The organism is Marisediminitalea sp., from assembly GCF_984433645.1.
In genome coordinates, this window is the sequence record NZ_CFIDRX010000112.1 from 1 (window position 1) to 4,032 (window position 4,032).

4 protein-coding genes are annotated in these 4,032 nt (G+C 50.5%); all 4 read left to right on the forward strand.

Translation table 11 applies throughout. The annotated features are described in order from the left end of the window. Positions 1-175 precede the first annotated feature (175 nt). Positions 176-1,201: a UDP-3-O-(3-hydroxymyristoyl)glucosamine N-acyltransferase gene (gene lpxD / locus AC4MRN_RS13905; protein WP_073322933.1), complete on the forward strand. Its 1,026-nt coding sequence runs from the start codon at positions 176-178 to the stop codon at positions 1,199-1,201. 141 nt (positions 1,202-1,342) lie between these two features. Further along, positions 1,343-2,599: a serine hydroxymethyltransferase gene (gene glyA / locus AC4MRN_RS13910; RefSeq protein ID WP_073322931.1), complete on the forward strand. Its 1,257-nt coding sequence runs from the start codon at positions 1,343-1,345 to the stop codon at positions 2,597-2,599. Positions 2,600-2,658: 59 nt separating this feature from the next. After that, positions 2,659-3,108, forward strand: coding sequence for a transcriptional regulator NrdR (gene nrdR / locus AC4MRN_RS13915; protein ID WP_073322929.1), 450 nt, complete (start codon positions 2,659-2,661; stop codon positions 3,106-3,108). Positions 3,109-3,113: 5 nt separating this feature from the next. Next, positions 3,114-4,032: bifunctional diaminohydroxyphosphoribosylaminopyrimidine deaminase/5-amino-6-(5-phosphoribosylamino)uracil reductase RibD (gene ribD / locus AC4MRN_RS13920; RefSeq protein WP_491203599.1), on the forward strand; the 919-nt coding region annotated here is incomplete at its 3' end.

Sequence of the window (4,032 nt, forward strand, 5' to 3'; positions counted from 1 at the left end):
TTAAAACGCTTCTATATAGAACAAAAATGATACAGCAAAGGTCAACAGCCCCTAGCGATAGTCAGCACGAAAACACGATCAACGGTGCATTTTTTTGAACGTCGACGCAGCCAGCCAGCCATTTTTTTTGTACACTACGCGAAAGAGAGTCAGCCTTATTCATAAAGGAAGTTTCATGCAACAACAACCCAAGGTTTTTTCGCTCGCCGAACTGGCTGAGCAGGTGGGGGGAGATGTACAGGGAAATGGTGATATTTCGCTGAGTGGTGTAGGCACATTGAGCAGCGCCAACAGCTCACAGATTTCATTTTTAACCAACAGCAAATACCGCTCTCAGTTGCAGCAAACAGAAGCGGGCGCTGTGATTTTGCATCCAAATGATGCCGTAGACTGTCCAATACCGGCACTGGTGCATAACAATCCACATGCAACGTTTGCACGTATAGCACAGTTATTCGATACCACACCGGGTGTCGCAGTGGGCCAACACGCAACGGCGATCGTGGCCAAAAGCGCGACCTTGGGCAACAACGTCGCACTAGGGCCCCATTGTGTTATTGAGGATGACGTTGAGTTAGGTGACAACGTGGTAATCGGCGCAAATACTGTCGTCAGCAAAGGCTCTAAAATTGGGGCCGGTACCGTAATACACCCTAATGTAACGATTTATCACAGTGTGCGCATTGGCAAACGGGTTCGCGTTCACAGCCAAACGGTGATTGGTGCCGACGGGTTTGGTTATGCCAATGATGCAGGAACCTGGTTACCGATTCCGCAAACCGGCTCGGTGGTAATAGGCGATGACAGCCAAATCGGCGCGTCATCGACCATCGACCGGGGCGCACTGGACGACACCATCATTGGCACTAACGTTATCATTGATAATCAGGTCCAGGTTGGACACAACTGCATTATTGGTGATCACAGCTGTATTTGCGGAGCAACCGGGATTGCCGGCAGCACGCACATTGGCAAATACGTCATTATTGCCGGCGGATGCGGTATTAACGGTCACCTGACCATCTGCGACAACGTGCAGATTACCGGGTATACCATGGTCACCAGTGACATCAAAGAGCCTGGTGTATACTCGTCCGGACAACCCGCGATGACCAATCGTGAGTGGCGTAAGAATGCCGTTCGAGCCCGTCAGCTCGATAAGTTGTTTGAAAGAGTCAAACAGCTGGAAAAACAGAAATAGTCTCAGGTTGACAACTGTCAACCTGACTGAACTGAAGGTTTTGTCATAATTCGGCCACAAAGCAGTATACATAGGTCGGAAAATGACTAGAATATGCCCTTCTGAATGATATGCGACCAAATTACGCAGTAAGGAGCCTCCATGTTACCGCGCGAAATGACCATTGCCGACTTTGATCCAGAATTAGCTGCCGCGATTGATAAAGAAAATCAACGCCAGGAACACCACATCGAGCTAATTGCCTCTGAAAACTATTGTAGCCCACGAGTAATGGAAGCCCAAGGCTCTCAACTGACCAACAAATACGCTGAAGGATACCCTGGTAAGCGTTATTACGGTGGTTGTGAATACGTAGACATCGTAGAAGATTTAGCTATCGAGCGTGCTAAGCAACTGTTTGGTGCTGAGTATGCCAACGTGCAGCCACACTCTGGTTCACAAGCTAACTCTGCTGTATTCATGGCGTTACTGAACGCAGGTGATACTGTGTTGGGTATGAGCCTGTCAGAAGGTGGTCACCTTACTCACGGTGCTCACGTAAACTTCTCAGGTAAAACGTACAACGCAGTTCAGTACGGCCTGAACGAAGAAACCGGTGAAATCGATTACGATCAGGTTGAAGCGTTAGCGCTTGAGCACAAGCCAAAAATGATCATCGGTGGTTTCTCTGCTTACTCAGGTATTGTTGACTGGCAACGTTTCCGCGAAATTGCGGACAAAGTGGGTGCTTACCTGATGGTTGATATGGCACACGTTGCAGGTTTGATTGCAGCGGGTATCTACCCGAACCCACTGCCACACGCACACGTGGTTACCACGACTACGCACAAAACACTGGCTGGTCCTCGTGGCGGTCTGATTTTGTCTGCTTGTGGCGACGAAACACTGTACAAAAAATTCAACAGCTCTGTTTTCCCGGGTAACCAGGGTGGTCCTCTTTGTCACGTTATTGCTGCGAAAGCGGTTGCGTTCAAAGAAGCACTAGAGCCGGCGTTTAAAGAGTATCAGCAACAAGTACTGACCAATGCAAAAGCCATGGTATCGGTAATGCAGGACCGCGGTTACAAGATTGTGTCTAACGGCACCGACAACCACTTGTTCCTGTTGGATCTCATCGATAAAGACATCACAGGTAAAGATGCAGACGCAGCCCTTGGCCGTGCAAACATCACTGTGAACAAGAACTCGGTACCAAAAGACCCGCGTTCACCGTTTGTTACCAGTGGTCTGCGTATCGGTACACCAGCGATTACCCGTCGCGGCTTCAAAGTCGAAGAAGCACAGCAGGTTGCAAGCTGGATCTGTGACATCCTGGACAACATGGGTGATGAAAGTGTTGTTGAACGTGTACAAAGCGAAGTGGTTGAGCTGTGCTCACGCTTCCCGGTTTACGCGTAACAAACTGAAAGACGAGCTGGTGGTGTTCGCCACCAGCTTTGTTTACCCCGGAGTTCACCATGCATTGTCCTTTTTGTTCTGCCGAAGAAACTAAAGTCATTGACTCTCGTTTAGTCGCTGAGGGACATCAGGTACGCCGTCGTCGCGAATGCGCAGAGTGTCACGAACGTTTCACCACGTTTGAAAGTGCGGAACTGGTGATGCCCCGTGTGATTAAACGCGATGGTACGCGCGAACCCTTCAATGAGGACAAACTCCGAGCCGGGTTACAGCGCGCACTGGAAAAACGTCCGGTGAGCACCGAGAAAGTTGAGCAGTGTATTCTGAAGTTGAAGTCAACGCTGCGCGCAACGGGTGAGCGGGAAGTAGAGAGTGAATTATTAGGTAATCTGATCATGGATGCCCTGAAAGAACTCGACAAAGTGGCCTATGTGCGCTTTGCTTCCGTATACCGTTCATTCGAAGATATTAAAGAGTTTGGTGAAGAGATAGCCAGACTAGGGGATTAACTCCCATGTCCAACCCTTTTCCGTTACATTCCGATGAGTATTGGATGGCGATGGCTATTCAACAGGCTCGTCGCGGTTTATATACAACATCTCCCAATCCCCGTGTCGGCTGTGTGATTGTTAAAGACAACACGCTGATTGGTGCAGGTGCGCATTTACAGGCAGGTACCCCTCACGCAGAAGTACACGCGTTGCAAGACGCGGGTAATGAAGCGCAAGGCGCTACCGCGTATGTCACGCTTGAGCCTTGTAGCCACACTGGCAGAACTCCACCCTGTGCCGAAGCCTTGGTTAAAGCCAACGTCGCCCGGGTAGTGGTCGCTATGACCGACCCTAATCCGTTAGTGAGCGGGCGCGGTATAAAGCGATTACAGGATGCAGGAATTGCAGTCACTCAGGGCGTGCTGACGCAGTCAGCTGAAGCGTTGAATCCAGGATTTATTAAGCGCATGACATGCGGCAGGCCCTGGGTCAGAGCAAAACTTGCTTGTAGCCTGGATGGTAAAATTGCGCTTGCTAATGGGGTTAGTCAGTGGATAACTGGCCCGGCTGCTCGTCAGGACGTTCAGCGTTTTCGAGCCCAAAGCTGTGCAGTACTAACCGGTAGTGGCACGGTGAAAGCCGACAACCCCAGTCTGTTGGTCAGACCCGAGCAGGCGAATTTTAGTGATTACCCTTTGACGCAATGCCGTCAACCTCTGCGGGTAGTCATTGATACTCAACAGCAATTAACACCAGACCTCGCCATGTTTAATGACGGTCAGCCGGTGTTGCTGGTGGTGAATGGCCAGCTGAAGCACGAGTTTTCCGATGCGGTTACCGTTATCCCTGCAAAGCTAGATGCAGCCTCTCAGAAGGTTTCGCTTACCTGGCTGCTGGATGAACTGGGCCTGCAGGGCCAGCCCACCGCCATGGGCTTTGCCG